This window comes from Microcoleus sp. AT3-A2, from assembly GCF_036705685.1.
In the GTDB taxonomy this organism is placed as follows: domain Bacteria; phylum Cyanobacteriota; class Cyanobacteriia; order Cyanobacteriales; family Microcoleaceae; genus Microcoleus.
Genome location: NZ_JAUBVF010000048.1, coordinates 1 through 18,534 on the forward strand (window position 1 = coordinate 1; position 18,534 = coordinate 18,534).

The 18,534-nt window shown below is 45.4% G+C and carries 15 protein-coding genes; 7 read left to right on the forward strand and 8 right to left on the reverse strand.

The genetic code is table 11. From position 1 onward, the window contains the following. Window positions 1–74: 74 nt before the first annotated feature. The 3 genes from QUB37_RS21850 to QUB37_RS21860 form a co-directional block, all read right to left on the reverse strand. Window positions 75–1,598 carry a CHASE domain-containing protein gene (locus QUB37_RS21850; RefSeq protein WP_333166029.1) on the reverse strand — a complete coding sequence of 508 codons (1,524 nt, stop codon included), beginning with the start codon at window positions 1,596–1,598 and terminating at the stop codon, window positions 75–77. 215 nt (window positions 1,599–1,813) lie between these two features. Continuing rightward, a complete protein-coding gene (locus QUB37_RS21855) occupies window positions 1,814–2,845 on the reverse strand; it encodes a sulfate/molybdate ABC transporter ATP-binding protein (protein WP_333166031.1) in 1,032 nt (343 codons plus the stop codon). 173 nt (window positions 2,846–3,018) lie between these two features. Then, window positions 3,019–3,276, reverse strand: a complete 258-nt coding sequence (locus QUB37_RS21860; RefSeq protein ID WP_333166033.1) for a hypothetical protein — start codon at window positions 3,274–3,276, stop codon at window positions 3,019–3,021. Window positions 3,277–3,362: 86 nt separating this feature from the next. Here QUB37_RS21860 and gltD point away from each other — a divergent pair, with 86 nt between their 5' ends. From gltD to QUB37_RS21875, 3 genes are all read left to right on the forward strand, one after another. Beyond that, a complete protein-coding gene (gene gltD / locus QUB37_RS21865) occupies window positions 3,363–4,847 on the forward strand; it encodes a glutamate synthase small subunit (RefSeq protein WP_333166037.1) in 1,485 nt (494 codons plus the stop codon). Between the two features lie 471 nt (window positions 4,848–5,318). Beyond that, window positions 5,319–6,686, forward strand: a complete 1,368-nt coding sequence (locus QUB37_RS21870) for a P-loop NTPase fold protein (protein WP_333166039.1) — start codon at window positions 5,319–5,321, stop codon at window positions 6,684–6,686. Next, complete coding sequence (locus QUB37_RS21875; protein ID WP_333166041.1) at window positions 6,622–8,568, forward strand: tetratricopeptide repeat protein; 1,947 nt, start codon at window positions 6,622–6,624, stop codon at window positions 8,566–8,568. Before QUB37_RS21870 ends, QUB37_RS21875 begins: the two co-directional genes overlap by 65 nt. Before the next feature lie 205 nt (window positions 8,569–8,773). Here QUB37_RS21875 and priA read toward each other — a convergent pair whose 3' ends face one another. Further along, the gene (gene priA, locus QUB37_RS21880) at window positions 8,774–11,335 is read right to left on the reverse strand and encodes a primosomal protein N' (protein WP_333166043.1); all 2,562 of its coding nucleotides are present in this window, start codon (window positions 11,333–11,335) and stop codon (window positions 8,774–8,776) included. A gap of 79 nt (window positions 11,336–11,414) precedes the next feature. Further along, window positions 11,415–12,485 carry an ATP-binding protein gene (locus QUB37_RS21885; protein WP_333166045.1) on the reverse strand — a complete coding sequence of 357 codons (1,071 nt, stop codon included), beginning with the start codon at window positions 12,483–12,485 and terminating at the stop codon, window positions 11,415–11,417. Window positions 12,486–12,839: 354 nt separating this feature from the next. Here QUB37_RS21885 and QUB37_RS21890 point away from each other — a divergent pair, with 354 nt between their 5' ends. From QUB37_RS21890 to QUB37_RS21900, 3 genes are read left to right on the forward strand one after another with little or no spacing between them, the layout of a single operon-like run. Continuing rightward, on the forward strand, window positions 12,840–13,109 hold the full coding sequence (locus tag QUB37_RS21890) for a hypothetical protein (RefSeq protein ID WP_333166047.1): 270 nt from the start codon (window positions 12,840–12,842) through the stop codon (window positions 13,107–13,109). After that, entirely contained in the window at window positions 13,099–14,043 is a 945-nt protein-coding gene (locus tag QUB37_RS21895; RefSeq protein ID WP_333166049.1) for a fused MFS/spermidine synthase, read from the forward strand. Before QUB37_RS21890 ends, QUB37_RS21895 begins: the two co-directional genes overlap by 11 nt. A gap of 39 nt (window positions 14,044–14,082) precedes the next feature. Continuing rightward, entirely contained in the window at window positions 14,083–14,253 is a 171-nt protein-coding gene (locus tag QUB37_RS21900) for a YqaE/Pmp3 family membrane protein (protein ID WP_333166052.1), read from the forward strand. Window positions 14,254–14,395: 142 nt separating this feature from the next. Here the strand turns inward: QUB37_RS21900 and QUB37_RS21905 are convergent, their stop codons facing one another. After that, on the reverse strand, window positions 14,396–15,682 hold the full coding sequence (locus QUB37_RS21905; protein WP_333166054.1) for a lipid-A-disaccharide synthase: 1,287 nt from the start codon (window positions 15,680–15,682) through the stop codon (window positions 14,396–14,398). 36 nt (window positions 15,683–15,718) lie between these two features. On the opposite strand from QUB37_RS21905, the gene QUB37_RS21910 reads away from it, so the two are divergent. After that, the gene (locus QUB37_RS21910; protein WP_333166057.1) at window positions 15,719–16,195 is read left to right on the forward strand and encodes an ankyrin repeat domain-containing protein; all 477 of its coding nucleotides are present in this window, start codon (window positions 15,719–15,721) and stop codon (window positions 16,193–16,195) included. A gap of 106 nt (window positions 16,196–16,301) precedes the next feature. Here QUB37_RS21910 and QUB37_RS21915 read toward each other — a convergent pair whose 3' ends face one another. Both QUB37_RS21915 and QUB37_RS21920 read right to left on the reverse strand, forming a co-directional pair. Then, a complete protein-coding gene (locus QUB37_RS21915; protein ID WP_333166060.1) occupies window positions 16,302–17,351 on the reverse strand; it encodes a calcium-binding protein in 1,050 nt (349 codons plus the stop codon). Between the two features lie 120 nt (window positions 17,352–17,471). After that, window positions 17,472–18,521 carry a calcium-binding protein gene (locus tag QUB37_RS21920; protein ID WP_333166063.1) on the reverse strand — a complete coding sequence of 350 codons (1,050 nt, stop codon included), beginning with the start codon at window positions 18,519–18,521 and terminating at the stop codon, window positions 17,472–17,474. Window positions 18,522–18,534 lie beyond the last annotated feature (13 nt).

Consider the following 18,534-nt stretch of genomic DNA (forward strand, 5'->3'; position numbering starts at 1 on the left):
TTTAGCAGGCATTCACTTTTTCTGAATATCATTATGTTATATTATACCAATATGCGTTTTAAATGCACAACAGCTTAGCACTCTACTAAAGGTAAATGGCTGTAGTTTTTAACAATTTCGATCGCAGGGCGGTGGGCTGTAGCTTTCAGGCGACTTTGCAGAATTAGCAGAGTGCTGTCAATGCCTTCATGGATGTTGACAGGTTTCATTTCGCTTTCATCTAAGCGAGAGAAATTACGCAAAGATTTGACAATTTGAACAATGCGATCGGCTCCTATTTTCATCGATGACAGCAGTTGCGGCAAATCTTTGCTGAGAAAGTCAAAGTCAATATTTTCTAAATACTTTGAAATTTCCGATGGAGGGTATGAATAGTGTTTTTGGTAGAGTTTTACCAACTCCAACAAATCCCTACTATATGCGCTGGCGTGTTGAATATTGCCGTAAATAAAACTAATAGGATTGTTAACTTCGTGGGCGACACCAGCAACTAATAAACCCAAACTAGACATTTTTTCCTGCTGAATTAGTTGAGTTTGAGTTTGCTGCAACTCTTGCAACGTTTGCTCTAGCTGTTGAGATTTAGCCGTGCGTTCTGCTGCTACTTGTTCAAGTTTATCTGTATAATTCAACAAGCTCATTAGATAAAGTGTCACAGCCAAGCTTAAGATGATCCCTAATATTAAAACAGTCAAAGAACGCCAAAATCTTAGAGGATTAATGTACTCTGGCGTTAGCCGCAGTTGCAGCAGCCACCTGCGATTTTCAATATTGAGAATGCGGGTGCAACTGCTGCCGTCCGGGCAGTAAGCTCTTTCGCCAATATCGAGTGTATTTTTAATGTTTTCGTCAGTAACTATTCTTTTAGTCTTCGCTTCGTAAAAAGCGAGAAATCTTTCGGCTTCAGGAGCCATAGCATCTTGAAGATATACGTTAACAAAGTTAAGTTGAGTTTCCTGTAAAGCCGACTTAAAAATAGCATCAATGAGCAAAATTCCCATAGTAAAACCTTTCAAATTTTCTGTTCTTTTAGCAGGTAAGTTTTCTGAAAATGGTGCGGTGTCGCCAGGAGACGTTTGACTAAAAATTGGCAGAAAGACGAAGAAACTTGGGGGATTTTGTGATGGCAATTTTTGGCGGTCAGTCGCGATAATTTCTTGTCTTTTGGTGGCGTTTTCTAAGGCTACTCGATTGGCAGTTAAATCTAAACTTAAATCTATTTCCTCTGTCAGGAATTGCGGATAGTCAGAAACACGGGGCAGCCAAGCGATCGCCTTCAGGCTCGGATGGCGGTAGAGGGCAGGGCCAACAAATGTCTTCATTTCTGGTTTTTTAACGCCGTCAAATACGCTGTAAAATGCTCCTGCAGCCCGAATTATTTCTAAATTGCCGCTAACATCTCTCTGAATGTCTGTAGCTATTTTGTCCAGCCGATCTTGCAGTTCGGCTTGCATGAATTTGTATTCCCAATTGTACGCAACTGAAGAGGCGATTGCAGACAGTCCAAATCCTGCACAAAGTGTTAATCCTGCTTGGATGTAACGGCGATAAACAAGTAAAGCGCTAGTTGCTAAATTCAATAATTTGTTAGGATTCATATTCTTCGCTGACCTTTTTTTATCGTTCCCACTCAAAATTTCATGAGGAAGCTTTTTCCCCTTCCCAGGCAGAGCCTAGGAATGAATTTCAGGAGGCTCTGCCTCCGATTTAGAGCCACGAGACAGCATTACCAGGCTCGTGCCTGGTAACGATGTGGGAGCAGTGTTTTGCAGAAGCTCCCCGATAGTATTTTGAGTAAGATGCAGTCGCTGATTTAAATTGAATAAGCAGGAAAAGTCATGGCGTGTTTGGGCTTGACGTAAACCTGCTGATCTCGCGTTAACTGTAGAGAATCGAAGCGCTCGCGGCTAACGTAAGCTGTTACTACCTGCTGCGATTCTAATAGTAACTCGGTTTGAATTTCGCGTCCTAAATGAATGATGCGGCTGACTGTTGCTAATGCAAAACCAGACTCCGGCTTAGTTTTAATTTCCACATCGTGGGGGCGCAAAAACACTAAATCAGAATGGGCGGCTCCATTATTGTGAGCCGTTGTGCCGTTGCTGGCGAACAAACCCGCAGCATTCGGCAGCACATTGACAGGCCCAATAAAACTCATCACAAAAGCTGTTGCGGGTTTGTCGTAAATTTCAGCAGGAGTGCCAACTTGTTCGACTCTACCTTTGTTCATCACCACAATTTCATCGGCTACTTCCATAGCTTCTTCTTGGTCGTGAGTCACAAAAACTGTGGTGATGTTAACTTCTTTGTGAAGGTTGTGCAGCCACGATCGCAATTCTTTGCGGACTTTAGCATCTAATGCTCCAAAAGGTTCGTCTAGCAGCAGCACTTTCGGTTGAACTGCGAGAGCTCTGGCCAAAGCAACCCGCTGTCGCTGGCCCCCGGAAAGTTGTGAAGGATAGCGATCGCCCAAACCTGTCAACTGCACTAAATCCAAAAGTTCATCAACCCGCCTACTAATTGAGCCTTTAGGAACTTTGCGAATTTCCATCGCAAAAGCAATATTTTTCCGAATACTCATGTGTTTGAACAAAGCGTAGTGCTGAAACACAAAACCGATATGCCGTTCCTGCACCGACTGATGAGTAGCATCTTCACCGATCAGGTAAATATGACCGCTGTCCGGCGGTTCTAGCCCCGCGATCATCCTCAGCAGAGTCGATTTCCCGGAACCAGAAGGCCCCAACAGCGCGACTAAAGAACCCCTTTTAATTTCCAAATTCACGTTGTCAATTGCGTGGAAGGAGCCGAAGTGTTTCGATACGTTCTGAACTGTAATGCTCATGAGTTTATTTACCTATTTTAGGAGTTAAAAAAGTAAACTCCGCTTATCTGACAGATTTACAGTAGTATATCCTGAAAATATTATTTTGCAAGGTCTGTAACTTTTTGTATAGGATCTCGATGCTCTCCAGATGGGGACTGCGTTTCAAAGTTGAGGCTGGCGGGCCGTCGGAGTTAAGCTGTCAGCGTTTCGAGATGTGGCTGTAGCGGTAAATGCGATCGTCCCAGAGTAAGCAATGCTGAAATTACGCAGAAACCGGGTTTGATGGACGAAAATACTGCATCAAAACCTTTAAAACCTTTAACCCCCGTAAAAAACCCGGTTTCTTGGCTGTCGCTGTATATTTTACGGCTGCCGACAATTCCCCGACTCCCGGCGATATTGAAGATTTCACGTAGGAATTGCTCAATCTGAGGTGCGATCGCACACAATTTAGATCACAATAGTTAATTCAGAAGCCAGCCAGCTTCACCTTTGAGAAACTGACAGAATAGTAAATTCTAACCAGAACACCACTATGGGAAAACCAACAGGCTTTATCGAATTCTTGCGCGAATTGCCCTCCGAACTCTCACCCGTCGAGAGAGTCCACAACTGGGACGAATTTCACCTGCCGATGGATGAGGACAAACTCCGCACCCAAGGCGCGCGCTGCATGGATTGCGGCATTCCGTTTTGCCACACGGGTACCCTCATCAGCGGCATGGCAAGCGGCTGCCCGATTAATAACCTCATCCCCGAATGGAACGACCTCGTATATCGTGGACTGTGGAAAGAAGCCCTAGACAGACTCCACAAAACCAACAACTTCCCTGAATTCACCGGCCGCGTCTGTCCCGCACCCTGCGAAGGCGCTTGCGTACTCGGCATCAACAACCCGCCAGTCACGATTAAAAACATCGAAGCCTCGATTATCGACAAAGGCTGGGATGAAGGCTGGATTACTGCCGAACCACCCGCCAAACGCACCGGCAAAAAAATCGCCGTCATCGGTTCCGGGCCCGCAGGTTTGTCCGCCGCCGCGCAACTAAATAAAGCCGGTCATTGGGTAACAGTATACGAAAGAGCCGATCGACCAGGCGGCCTGCTAATGTATGGCATCCCCAACATGAAGCTAGACAAAGAACAAGTCGTAATGCGCCGCCTGAAAGTCCTCGAAGACGAAGGCGTGACATTCGTCTGCAACACCGAAGTCGGCAAAGACTTACCAGCAGAACAACTGCTAAAAGAATACGACTCCGTTGTGCTCTGTACCGGCGCCACCAAACCCCGCGACTTGGGCATCCCCGGCCGGGAATTAAAAGGCATCCACTTCGCAATGGACTTCCTGACAGCCAACACCAAAGCAGTTTTAGACAAGAGCACAAACGATAACTTCATCTCCGCCGAAGGCAAAGATATCGTGATCATCGGCGGCGGCGACACCGGTACCGACTGCGTGGGCACATCCATCCGCCACGGCTGCAAAAGCCTGGTACAGCTAGAAATCCTGCCCAAACCGCCCTCAGAACGCGCCGCCAACAATCCCTGGCCGGAATGGCCGAAAGTCTACCGCCTCGACTACGGCCAAGAAGAAGCAGCAGCCAAATTCGGCGACGACCCCCGCGGCTATCTCACCACGGCGACAAAGTTCGAGGGCGACGAAAACGGCAATGTCAAAGCTGTGCACACCGTTGAAGTGGAATGGGCGAAAAACGAGAAAGGGCAGTTCATTCCGAACCACATCCCCGGCACCGAAAAAGTGTTGCCCGCACAGCTTGTCTTGCTAGCGATGGGCTTCCTCGGCCCGGAACAGCCCTTGCTGGATGCGCTGGGATTGGAACGCGACGCGCGCAGCAACGTGAAAGCCGAACACGAAAAATATACAACCAGCATTCCGGGAGTTTTCGCGGCTGGTGACTGTCGCCGGGGACAAAGTTTGGTGGTTTGGGCAATTAATGAAGGGCGCGGCGTGGCCCGGGAGTGCGACCTTTATCTCATGGGGAGCACTGATTTGCCTTAGTTGGTAGGATTTACAGTACGGACACGGCGCCGTGCCCATTGGTGTCAACTTAAGCTTTTCGTCCGCCAGTCCTCCCGCCTACCCGGCAGTCCGCCAGGGAATGAATTCCCTGTCTAATAGCGAAAGTCCTCTGAAGAGGACTAATCAGTTTACAAGTCTTTTTGTCAGTCCTCTTAAGAGGACTTTCGCTTTGAGGCAGGGGTTTCAACCCCTGCCGGACTGAGGGTTTAACGCCCTTGTTGACAGCATCGAGGACACGGCAGTGCCGTTTCCCTACCGTTGAATCTATACTTCACTCGGCTGAAAACTGGTATATTACCCATTAGTTTGTAGTAAGGACTTCGATCCTTTCTTTTCTCACGACTAAAGTCCTGACTGCGAACCTATTTTGCTACAATACAAGTACATAAAAAACTTAACTTTGATACATTGTTCAGGTTTCCTGCAACAAATCTACTAAATTAAAAACTTATGACTACTCATCCTATCAACCGCGCAACTACCCTCAAAACTGCCTATCAAGTCTGTAATCCTCTCCAATCCTTAGAAGGTGCAGATCTTGATCGCTATTATGTTGATTTATCGGATGTTCGCAAAACCGAAGCGATCGCAGGTGTCAGTAATATTTTAGACTGTCAAGAACCCGAACAGTTTACCACAATCCTGTTTACCGGACATCGCGGCTCTGGCAAAAGTACCGAATTAAAGCGAATTCAAAAAGAGTGGGAAAAAGATTATCGCGTCATTTATCTGGAAGTCAACGAGGAGACAGATATTAATGATGTCGGTTATACAGATTTCTATTTAATTGCCATTAAGCGAGTTGAGTTTGAAATGCGCAGGCTGGGGCTGAAATTAGATTCTCGGCTGATGGATAATTTTGAGGCTTGGTTTAAGGATGTCACCGAAGAAACAGAACGAACCGTTGAAAGTTCCATCAGCATCGAAGGAGAAGCAACTTTAGGGCCGGAAGCTCCATTTTTAGCGAAGTTGTTGGTAAAATTACTGGCACAAATCAAAGGTTCTGATAAGCAGAAAAAAACAATTCGCCAAACTTTAGAAAAAGATATTTCTAGATTGAAAGCCGATATCAACTTGCTGTTAAATGATGCTGTCAAAAAGCTGCGTAAAAAGTTTCCCAACTATAAAGGTTTTTTAATTATATTTGATAATTTAGACCGCGTTCCTCCCAAGGTGGCAAACCATTTATTTTTTGACTATGCCGCTCAACTTCAAGAACTGAACTGTACGATGATTTATACAGTTCCGCTGGGAGCTCTGTACTCGTCTCAAAATGCCGTCAAGAATTTTGACTGTCCTCACATTGTCCCGATGGTCAATATTTATGAATTTAATCGAGATAGCTGTGACTTAAACTATAATGAACATAGCTTAAAGGCTATGGCTAGTTTAATCGAACGCCGAGTTGAAGTTGACACAATCTTTGAGTCTCGCGAACAATTGCTGGAAGTGGCAAAAGCCAGTGGTGGTCATGTTCGCCAACTCATCCAGATTATGCGAACTGCTTCCATAACAGCTAGAGGTCGCGGTCACGATAAAATAATGGCTGAAGATGTTACCTATGCAATCAAACAAGAACAATTTAATTTTGAACGGATTATCCCGCAAAATCATTATCCACTTTTAGCTCAAGTTTGTTTGACAAAAAATATTAATAAAGATGAAATCAGTGAGTTGATGTTATTCAATCTTTCGGTTTTGGAATACAACGGCAAAAATCGATGGAACTATCCGAATCCGGTGGTGAAGCAAAATGAAGAATTCCAAAAAGCTCTCCGAGATGCCAGAGAATCCAATGTTAACCCAGAACGATCGTAATTCACAAATTGGGCGATTTTTAGCTGTCAATCAGCAAGCATTTACTCAACTTTTGACGTTTGTTGATTTTTCGGAGAATTTGACTATCGGGTTTGCAGAAGTTAATTTTAATGCGGAAGCGGATTTGTTAATTGAGGGATTGAAAAATCATCCTATTTCTCAAGAAACTCAATTTGAAGTTGTGAGTTGTGAGGAAGATTTGCGTTTTCTCCGAGATAAAATTATCAAGATTTTACCTACTATTAAGCGAGAGCCAAATAAAAAATTAGTTTTAATTGTGCGGGGATTGGAAAAGTCGATCGGCAAATTTGACGAATATCCTCCAGTATTACAAGACCTTAATTGGGTGCGAGATGCTTATAAAACCAGCGTTTCACATCCGATCCTGTTTGTTTTGCCGGACTATGCAATTACTCGTTTGGCGAAGTTTGCACCGGATTTTTGGGCGTGGAAATCTGGCGTGTTTCTATTTAAAACGACTCAATTTACTAGAGATGATGCCGTTGCTAGGACTCTGGATTCGGAAAGGAGTTTTAGAACATTAGAAACGCCTGAAAAGCAAGAACGAATTGAACTTTTAGAGTCTTTGTTGATGGAATACAGTCCGAGTCATTCTGGAACTGAAAAAAATCCTAGTGCTTGCAGCAATATTTTACATCAATTAGGAGTTGCTTATCTCAGCCAAGGAAAGCCCGTTAAAGCGAGAGAGTATTTAGAAAAAGCCTTGGAGTTGACAAAGGAAAGTGAAAATTTATCGCTGCAAGCTGATGTTTACAATGAATTGGGTAAGGCTTACAAGCAAGAGCGACAATTTCAGGCGGCAATGAGTGCTTATCAAGCATCGCTGGCAATTGCTCGCCAACAGGGAAACCGTCGCGGGGAAGCTAATGCTTTGTATTATTTGGGGAATGTCTGTCAGGATTTGCGAGAGTGGGAAAAGGCAACTGTTTTTTATCAGGAATGTTTAGAAATTGAACAAGCAATAGGAGATATCTACTCTCAAGCCAGCACCTACCAGCACTTAGGATGGGTGGCGCAGGAAATGTGGAAATTGACTGAAGCTGAGCGTTATTATCGACAAGCTTTGGAGATTTTCAGCGAATACGGCGATCGCTCAGGTATGGCAACGAGTTGGGGAGTATTGGGATATATCGAGCAATGTCGCGGCAATTGGGATGAAGCTGAGAGATTGTACCGGCAATCTTTGGAATTAAGGACAGAATTGGGCGATCGCTCTGGTATGGCAACGAGTTGGGGAGTATTGGGATATATCGAGCAATGTCGCGGCAATTGGGATGAAGCAGAGAGATTGTACCGGCAATCTTTGGAAGTAGAGACAGAATTGGGCGATCGCTCTGGTATGGCAAGTAGTTGGGGAGTATTGGGAGATATCGAGCGAAATCGCGGCAATTGGGATGAAGCTGAGAGATTGTATCGGCAATCTTTGGAATTAAGGACAGAATTGGGCGATCGCTCTGGTATGGCAAGTAGTTGGGGAGTATTGGGAGATATCGAGCGGATGCGTGGTAATTTCGATGCTGCTGAACAGTTTAAGCGACAGTCTTTTCAGTTGCGAGAACAATTAGGCGATCGTGAAGGTATGGCGAGTTCTTTAGGTGCATGGGGAGATATTGAACTAGATCGTGGTAAATTAGATTTTGCTGAACAATTATATGGGCAATGCTTAAAAATAAGCGAAGAACTGGGTATGACGCATAAAATTGCAGACACTCACTACGATTTAGCACGACTTGAACGCAAACGCAAAAACCCAGAGCTTGCCCAACAACATTACAACACAGCCCATCAAATCTTTCAACAATTGGGAGCCGCGAAGGATTTAGAGAGAATCGAGCGAGAGTGGGACAACCCGGATTTTTAAGTAATATCAAATCCGCCCTTCATCGGAATTATTCATCTCTCTCTTCTCTTCCTCTGCGTTCTCTGCGTTCTCTGCGGTTAAATAATTCCGATGCAACCGGAATTGATATAACGGAGGACACCGCAATGCCGTTTCCCTAGCCCAAAATAATCCTAGGGGCCTTGCCCGCCCTCTCCTGTGCCCGATCGCATTTCTGCACAACCAATCAACCAAAATTCAACGGATCGACATCAATAGTTAAACTAACAGAACGCGGCGTGCGATCGCGCAATCCGATCAAATCCGACAAATCCACCGACTCATCCAAAGGCAACTTCAGCAAAATCTGCCATCGATAGCGATTTGCCACCCGCATAATCGCCGCAGGTGCAGGCCCCAACAACTCACACCCCGGTACAGACAATCGCTCAATATACTCCTGACAAACAGACGCCAATTGTACCGCCGTCACCGCCACTTCCGCCGCATCTACACTGCTCAACCGCAACAAAACCAGCCGCCCCGAAGGAGGATAATTCAGCGCCGCTCTTTCTGCTAATTCTGTTTCCACAAAACCTGCATATTCATGCCGCCTAACTGCTTGAATAACCCGGTGTTCGGGAGTGTAAGTTTGAATAATTACCCGCCCCGGATCGTCGCCTCTGCCCGCACGACCCGCGACTTGAGTTAATGTTTGAAAAGCTCGTTCGCTGGCCCGATAATCTGATAAGTTCAGCAACCCGTCAGCAGACACAACTCCCACCAATGTTACTCCAGCTAAATCTAACCCTTTCGTCAGCATTTGCGTACCCAACAAAATGTCAGCTTCCCCATTGGCAAATTGCGTTAACAATCTGCGGTGATCGCCCTTATTTCTAGTCGTATCGCTGTCAAACCGGATTGCCCGCAATTCGGGAAACAATCTCGTTAATTCCTGTTCGACTCGCTGAGTGCCGCTACCAAAGTTTTTGAAGTAAGGAGAACTGCATTCCGGGCAGTTTTGGGGGTGTCGTTCCGTATGGTTGCAGTAGTGACATCGCAATATTTCTGCGGTTCCTTCGCCGACGTGGTGATAAGACAGGGAAACATCGCAATTCGGGCATTCCATCACATAGCCGCAACTCCGACAAGAGACAAAGGTACTGTGTCCTCTTCTGTGAATAAACAGGATACCTTGCTGTTGTCTTGCTTGCAATTGTTCCAGCGCGTTTTGCAGGGAAGCACTGAAAATTGAGCGGTTTCCTTGCCGCAATTCTTGGCGCATATCGACTATTTCCACAGGCGGCATCGGGCGGGAATAAATGCGATCGGGCAATGATAAATAATGGATATTTGGTAAGGAGTAATAATCTCGGCGCGTCCCCACCAAAGTCTCTAATGCTGGAGTTGCGGAACCTAAAATTAAGGGACAATTTTCTAATTCGGCGCGCCATTTGGCAACGGTGCGGGCATGGTAGCAGGGGGCTGGTTGGTCTTGTTTGAAGCTGCTGTCGTGTTCTTCATCGAGGATAATTAAGCCGAGGTGAGGTAAAGGTGCGAAAATGGCCGATCGCGTGCCGATGACAATTTGCGGCGTTCCAGTCAGCATCTGACGCCATGTATCGTAACGTTCGCCGTCGGATAGGGCGCTGTGGTACACGCAAATTTGCTCGCCAAAACGGGCGCGGAATCTGTCTGTAAGTTGCGGTGTGAGGCCGATTTCGGGAACGAGTACGAGGGCGGATTTGCCGCTGGCTAAGATTGGGGCGATCGCCTGCAAATACACTTCGGTTTTCCCGGAACCTGTAACGCCGTGCAGCAGCACTTGACGGAATCCCGAAAAAGAGTTAATAAACGCTAAAGCTTCTGCTTGAAAATGAGTTAAAGTTTTCGGTGAATCGGGCAATTGAGAAATTCCGCGATCGCCCCTGAGAACTTCCCTTTGATCGATGACAACGCTACCTTTTTGTTCCAAATTTTTGACAACAGAAGAACTCGCGCTGCAAATTCTCAGCAAATCGTTCATCCACATTTCACCGCCGCCACGCCGCAAAACTTCCAATACTTCTTGTTGCCGCTTGGTTAAATCTGTGACAAATGCACTAGCAATTAATGTCACTGCCGGTTTTAGTTGTGGTTTGGGAGGATGGGGAGGTTCTAAATAACTTTCTACCCAACCGCGTTTCAATAAATCTTTCAATCCCCGATAACTTCCCTTAACTTGGCGCTGAAGGTATTGCCAAGTGTAATCGCCGTTTTTTTGAGCTTGCAACAATTGCAAAATTTGACTAGCTGCAGGATTGAGAAATGTTTCGGCATTCGGAGAAATTGCGTCCTTAATTAAGCGAATTCGGCGCACGGAACGGCTTAACAAACCGGGCGGCAGCGAGGCTCTAATTACTTGAATTAAAGGTGTGCAATAATAGGTGGCAGTGCGATGGAGTAATTCCCAGTAAGTCGGTGGGAAAAAACCTGTACTGACAACATCTTCGACATCTTTAACCCGCGTCGGATCTAAGTCTGGCGGCAGTTGAGAAATGAACCGAATCGCGATCGCCCCTACCTGCTGACTGCCAAAGGGTACACTCAAAATATCCCCTGGTTGCACAGTAAGTTCCGCAGGTAAACGATAGGTAAATAACTTGTTTTCCTCCCCAGACGAGTCCCCCGCAACCCTGAAAGGAGAGTCCACCAATACCTCGATCCACTCTGCCCGCACGGTGGGGCGCTGTGGCGGTTCGCTGCTGCCGTAGGATGCCCCGGCCTCTGCCGCTATAGGGGTTGACAAACCAAAAGTGACAGTAGACATAGGGTTGCACATCAAACTAGGAGGAGCCGCGGTCAAAGGGAGTTTTCATTATCCCTCAGTTTAGCTCGATCGATCGCTCTTAGCTGCGGGAATTGGCGATCGGAATCTCGATCACGAATTCAGTCCCTTCTCCAATTGCGGATATGCACTCCAACCTCCCGCCGTGTTTGTCCACAACAATCTGATAGCTAATTGATAATCCCAAACCCGTCCCGTGACCAACTTGTTTGGTGGTGAAAAAGGGATCGAAAATTTTGGTTTTTACAGATTCATTCATTCCCAGACCATTATCTTTGATGCTAATTCTTGCCCAATTTTCGGAAATACTAGAAGTAGTAATGGTCATCTCGATAGGGTTAGCTTCTATCTCGTCCAGTGAAGACTTTTGCTCTCGCTCTCGCAGGGCATCAACAGCATTATTAATGATGTTCATAAACACCTGATTTAATTGACCCGCATAACACTCCACCTTTGGCAAATCTCCATAATTCTTAATAAGACTAATAGCCGAATGACCGGGTTTTTCTTTAGTTAAATGTTGCAAGATTAACAAGGTGCTGTCAATTCCTTCGTGAATGTTAACTGGTTTCTTTTCACCTTCATCTACCCGCGCAAAGTTGCGTAAAGTCAGCACTATTTCGCGGATGCGCTCGGAGCCAACTTTCATTGACGAAAGAGTTTTCAACAAATCTTCGCGCAAGAAGTTGATGTCAATTTTTTCCAGGAAAGCTTCAATCTCTGCATCTGTTTCGGGATACCTATCCTGGTACATTGCTAGCAATGTTAAAATGTCGCCAGCGTAGTCATTGACATAGGTAATATTGCCGTAGATGAAGTTGACGGGATTGTTGATTTCGTGGGCGATACCAGCTACCAAAATGCCCAAAGCCGACATTTTTTCGGCTTCGATCAATTTGAGCTGCGTTGTTTGCTGGTTTAAGAGAGCTTTTTCTAGTGTAGACATTCTTGCTTTTAAAATATTTTCGGAATCTCTAAATTCCTCCGTTAGTGTTTTTAGCAAAGATTCTTTTTTTTGATTAATGGCTTGTAATTGGCTGCGTTCGGTTTCCGAAGTTTCAAGTTTTTCCCGCAGGATTCGATTTTCCTTTTCCAGCTCTTTGATTCTGTTGTCCCAGTCTGTTGGTTCCATCGGCTATTATTTTGAACCTAAAAATAGTGTCAGAGCATTTTTATTAGAAAATTTATTTACACCTTTACATAGTTAGAATCTGGGTGTACATCGCCTGGCCAATTTTGTCCGAAAATTTCAACACTTCCTTTATTTGGGTCGATATAAAAATCTTATCTAAGATACATTCACAATGTCAACATATTAATAATAACTTTGGTTAAAACCGATCGCTAGTTTTATTCCCCCCTCTCGCATTTGCGGGTTTTTCATCGGATTGTTGATAAATAAGCTGGCCGATCGCAAACTTATCAAGGCGGGCCCAGTGCGAAAAATTGCCCGATTCAGACAACGTTTGTCCAAAACCCCTAGGTAATGCAAAGCGAAAATATTAAATGTGAGTGCGATCGACCGGGGGCGTCGGGAAAAGTGCGATCGACTGGTCGCGCGATCGCCCACAAGCAATCTCAAGTACCAAGCCACTTGCTCTATCCCAGAACGCAATCACACTATACCATTGCTGAAAAATCTCACTTTAATGTGTCGATCGTACTCACACACCCGCACCATTGTGTGCTAATAACTACTACTTGTGACAACATCGACACAGCAGTTTATATTTGGAGAGTAATTGATGTCAGGTAGCGAAGTTCGTGCAGACTTTTGGATGAGCGAGTACATTACCCCTTGGGATATTTACGTTCACGGCATCATCGCGGTGCTCGCTTACAAGAAAACTGCCTATCAAGAAATGTACGTAGTTCAGACCGGTACCTACGGCAAAGGCTTAGTTTTGGACGGCAAATGGCAATCTTGTACAGGCGACGAGTTTCTGTACCACGAACCCCTGGTGCACCCAGCCATGATTTGTCACGGTTCACCCAAAAAAGTCCTCGTTCTCGGCGGCGGAGAAGGAGCTACAATTAGAGAAGTGCTGCGCTGGAAAACAGTTGAAAAAGTCGTGATGATCGACATTGACGGCGAAGTAGTAGAAGCTTGCCGCGAACACCTGCCTGAAATGCACCAAAACGCCTTTGACGACCCCCGCTGCGAAGTCGTAATCGGCGATGCTTTGGACTATTTAGATAAAACTGACAATGATTGGGATATTGTCATTTCTGACTTGTCCGATCCCATTGAAGAAGGCCCATCTTTCCAGTTGTTTACCAAGGAGTATTTTGAGAAAGTTCGCAAGGTAATGTCGCCTAACGGATATTTCGTAGTGCAAGCGGGCCCAGTTTCTCCAGCAGAAATGAAAATGCACGCTCGCATTGTAAATACCCTGAAATCTGTTTTCCCCAACGTTCAATCCTGCACCAGCTTTATTTCTACTTATGGAGCTCCTTGGGGTTTTGCCGTAGCTTCAACTCAAGAAATAAATACGCGGCCAGAACCCGAAGCTACTGACAAATTACTCGCCGAGAAAACAACTGGCGGGTTGCGGATGTTAGACGGAATTACACTGTTGGGGTTGATGCAGCTTCCCGGTCACTTACGACAGGTAATCGCCGCTGAAACCGAAGTTTACACTATGGCAGCACCGCCTAAATTTTTCGGGAAAGGTTCGGTTGGTCAGTGAAGTTAAATTGGAAGAGAAAACTCATTTGGAGTAACCGAGATGAGCAATTTAATTCGCATACTCGCTGCAATTTTTGTTCCCCCTTTGGGCGTATTTATGACTGTCGGCATCGGTCGGGATTTTTGGATCAACCTGGTTCTAAGCTGTTTTTTCTTGTTCCCCGGTACAATCCACGCTGTTTGGGTGATTGCTAAGCACGATCGAGCTTAACTTGAAAGCAAATCCAGTTTTGGGATAATAAACAGGCAAGAGAAAATAAAATTTCTTTTGCCTGTTTTTACCAATTAATCTGGATTAAATCAGCGTTCATCCGCGTTCATCTGCATACATCTGCGGTTAAAAATAAAAAAATCTAATTCATCTCAGATTTAGATTGCACCTCAATTTCTTCACAAACCAATTCAGCAATTTTTTTCGCCGCCCCTGATTCTCCTCGAACCGCACGCAAACGATCGCCCATTTGTGCTAATTTATCAGGATGGCTCAAATAGTCGATCGCCAATTGAGCAATTACTTCTGGTTCCAGCTTCCCAATCAACTCCGGCACAATCTCCTCCTGTGCCCAAATATTCGGCCAAGCATAAAGTTTTCCCTTCCCCAATTGCCAGATTGCCCAATTAATCGCCGTCGCAAAAACAGAACCGACTAACGGCAAATTTGCCAGCAATCCCGGCAATCCGTCCCAAGCTTTCATCGCATCCAATTGCTGCGTCGGAATCAAAACAATCATCGGTACAGCTAACGAACCCAATTCGGCAGTATTCGCTCCCACAGTAGTTAAACACAGGTTGCATTCTGATAGCAAATCGTAGGCGGGCGTCTGCGTCCAAAGTTCTACCTGCAAGTTATTTGCTGTCTGCAAAAACGGTGGTTCTGTTAACTGAAGTTCGGCGCTAGCGTTCTCAAATAAATGCAGGCAAGGATTTTGTTCAGGGTTGGCAAAACGTGCTAGAGTTTGCACATCTATGGTAGGAGCAACGGGAATTACAAAGCGAGTTTGAGGGCGGAGGCGATGGATAGATTGGGCGATCGACAAACATAACGGTACACCTAAAGCTAATTTGGCGGCTTTAGAACCGGGCAACAATCCAATTAATTCTATTTTTGTACGAGGCAGAGCCTCTGGATATGCGTTTCCAGGCACAGCCTGGGAACGAGCTACTTCCGCAATTAAATCTCCGACAACTGTAAATTTCTTAGCATATTTTTGGGGAATTTTAGCAAAAACTTCTGGTTTCATCGCCGCAAATTTATCAATCCAGCGATACCACCGCGCGTCCCATTCAGCATAAATAACAGTGCGATATTTAAGTCTTTTACCAATAACAACCGTAAAAAATTGATCGCCGCCTAAAAATAAAACAACTCCTATTTCGTGCCAATCCCAATTTTCAGCAGTTTTGCCAGATAATAGGAATGGAAAAAAATGCTCCGGCGCCTGCACTCTGTCAACTTCTGGGTAGGAACAGGCTATTTCTGCTTCTTTCCCGGTGGCGTGCGGACAGGGGGACAGCACCACAGAGATGCGCGCTTGAGTGCCCGCGTTTGCCAATTGCTGGCGCAAAGCTTGCACGGCGGGACGCACCCAAGTTGCTAATTCTCCGGGCCCGTTGGAGAGGATTAAAATATCGACTGCCATAGCATTTAATATTTGAAAGGATACAACGGAGAATTTATGACCGATTTAATTGATGCCGTCAAGATGGGTGATGTTGCGGCTGTAGAATGTGCGATCGAACAACGTGCAGATATCAATGCCAAAGATGCCGAAGGCGCGACGGCTTTGACCGCTGCGGCTGAGGCTGGCAATGCTGAAATTGTCAAAAAAATCCTCGCAGCAAGCGCGGATGCTAACAGTCAGGATAATGACGGGTGGACGCCGTTAATGAGTGCCGCTGCTGCCGGACATACGGAGATTGTACAGCTTTTGCTGGAGGCGGGGGCGGATGTGAATGCTAAAACTAATTTTGGTTTGACGGCTTTGATGAGTGCGGCGGGTAGCGGGCGCGCTGATGTTGTGCAGGTTTTGCTGGAGGCGGGTGCTGATATCAAAGCTAAGGATAATAATACTTGGACTGCTTTAATTTGGGCATCTTCGGAACATCATCAAGATGTGGTTGAGGTTTTGAAGCTGGCGCGCGATCGCCATTAAAGACTTAGCAACCGGGTTTATTAGAGAAACCCGGTTTCTGGAGCGTACAATTAATTATCGTACTCCCCAGTAGCAATCAGGCAAATCCCCAATAGCTTCGATATTTCTACCCAAGTAAAAATCTAGTAACTCTAGATTCTGGTAATAAATTCAACTTGAGATTTCCGCCGCCTTCAATAACAGCGATCGTGTCAAACGGAGCCGTTCCGGGAACAGCCAGGAGTGAAGCATTGTATTGGATAGCTAAATCTCGATTGTTGTTGATGGGCAATATCAAGTATTGATCTGAGAAAGGTAAAAAGCCATCTCCTAGCACGATGCTATCCTGACCTTTTGTAAAATTCCGAATTGTCGCAAAACCCGGCCCGATATAGAATTTTTCGGTTCCGGGCGCAGAACTTTTACCGCCTTCTATAAGGTCTCCGAGTACGAATATATCGCGGCCGCTACCGCCAATGAGAGTATCGAATTCATTGCTGCCGTCACCTTCATACACTCGGCCTTCGCCAAAGCCATTACCTGTACGTAAACCTACTTCAACTCCAATTAATTCGCTATTCCCCACCCCAGGACCGGTAATGATGTCATTCCCAGGAGTTCCGACAAAAGTCGCAGAGCGGCTTGGATCGTTTTTGCCAAAATTGAAGTAGTGTTCGCGACCGGTTTTCAATGCTCCCGATTCGACAAAAGGCCGAACATCGGGATTTTTTTGTAAGTATTCTGTTTCAAAGAATGAAGTCCCAAACTGACCGTCTTTGAGACCGAATTGAATGAAATGCTGGTAGCCGTTTTTAAAAGTTCCATTCTGAATAAACGGCTGCAACTGTTGGTTATTTGCTACATAAAACGCTTCGTCATACTCAGGCGATACGCGAGTGCGACCTTCTTCGTAACCATATTGGATAAAGTGGTCTAGTCCGGTCGCAAAAGGTGCATTTGGGTTGTTGGGGGTGCGGACTAAGGCAGCGATGTCTGGGTTGCCAGCGAGGTAAGTAGCTTCGTCAAAATACCGCGATACTTTAGTTAAGCCGCCGGCTTGACCGTATTTTTCAAAGTGTTCTTGTCCAGATTTGATAACTCCTGTGTCAATTGCTGGCTTGACCCAAGGATATTGAGAAAGGTAGTATTTTTCGTCAAAAATTGCGTAACTAGCCATGTTTTATTCCTGCGGCTTTAATGAGCTGTTTAGGCAATTTATCAATAATCCAGAACTGAGACAATTACCTGATCGGGTGATTTTACCCAACAGTCAAATCTCACTTAAGCTTTATGCTTTCTAGCCGAGGAAAGTGAGACCGACTGGAGGACTAAATGGATTTATCATCCCAGTCGGTTGCAGAGTTAGACTTGCTCCGCCCTGAATTCTGGCAAGTGTATCTCCAGATTTTTGAATTAATAAGTCCGCCCCTGATGGAAATATACTCAGTTCATTAACGGTTTCCACCAACTGAATAAAATCTTTTCCTTTTTCAAAATTGACAATCCTGGCCTCCCCACTGCCCGTATAGAAATCTACCCGGCTGAGCAAACTACGTCGGTTGTTGGGAACACCATCTCCGATCACGAAGTAATCAATGCCAGAAGTGCCAATCAATGTATCGAATTCAGTAGTAGTCAGGAAAGGTTCTCTCGTGATGTCATCCAATTTCAAAGCGTCATACTTATTCTTATTAATGCCAAAAGGTGGATTGGGGCCGGCGAAAGCTACTTGCATTCCGATAATTTGATTTTTTCCCGCTGTAAATCCCGTGACGATATCATTACCGTTGGTTCCTGTAAAAAATCCGTATCGATTTGACTCAAATTGCCCAAATTTTAGATAGTGTTCTCGACCAGTTTTTAAACCTCCAGCCTCCACAACTGCCGCCACATCTGGGTTATCTCCCAAGTAACGTGGTTCAAAGAAACTTGTCCCGTACCTACCTTCTGTTTTTCCGAATTGGATAAAGTGTTGAAAGCCGGATTTAAAAATTCCGTTCTGCACGAAGGGAGTTATTTCCGGGTGGCGCTTTAAATAAAAAACTTCGTCGTAGTCAGGCGATACTCGCGTGCAGCCTTCTTCGTAACCAAACTGGATAAAGTGGTCTAAACCTGAAGCAAAGGGTCGGTTTTGGTTGTTGGCGGTGCGAACAAATGGTGTAATATCTTGATTTTGAGCTAGATATGTATCTTCGTCAAAATACCGCGATATTTTGGTGAGGCCGGCGGCTTGACCAAATTTTTCAAAGTGTTCTCTTCCAGATTTGATGATTCCTGCATCAATGGCTGGTTTCAGCCACGGATATTGCGAAAGGTAGTATTGTTCGTCGAAGATATCGTAATTCATAGTTTGCTGTTTA